General features: G+C 46.4%; 1 protein-coding gene. It reads left to right on the forward strand.

Annotated elements, in window-relative coordinates:
* Nucleotides 1-502, forward strand: a 502-nt coding sequence (locus GMD1S_RS10895) for a phosphoribosylformylglycinamidine synthase subunit PurQ (RefSeq protein ID WP_000396415.1), incomplete at both ends; no start/stop codon positions are given.

Consider the following 502-nt stretch of genomic DNA (forward strand, 5'->3'; position numbering starts at 1 on the left):
GCTTTATCGCTCGTGGTGGCTTGATTATCGGTATCTGTAATGGGTTCCAGGCCTTGGTCAAATCAGGTCTTCTTCCATACGGTAACTTTGAAGATGCAAGCAGCACTAGTCCAACCCTCTTCTACAATGATGCCAACCAGCACGTAGCTAAGATGGTGGAAACGCGAATTGCCAATACCAACTCACCATGGTTGGCTGGAGTACAAGTGGGCGATATCCATGCCATCCCAGTATCGCACGGTGAAGGAAAGTTTGTCGTGACAGCTGAGGAATTCGCAGAGCTTCGTGACAATGGTCAAATCTTTACCCAATATGTTGATTTCGAGGGTAAACCAAGCATGGACTCTAAGTACAATCCAAATGGTTCTGTAAATGCCATCGAAGGAATTACTAGCAAGAATGGTCAAATCATCGGTAAGATGGGACACTCAGAACGTTATGAAGACGGTCTCTTCCAAAACATCCCAGGGAATAAAGACCAGCACCTGTTTGCGTCGGCTGT

The organism is Streptococcus sp. GMD1S (assembly GCF_000296875.1).
Taxonomy (GTDB): domain Bacteria; phylum Bacillota; class Bacilli; order Lactobacillales; family Streptococcaceae; genus Streptococcus.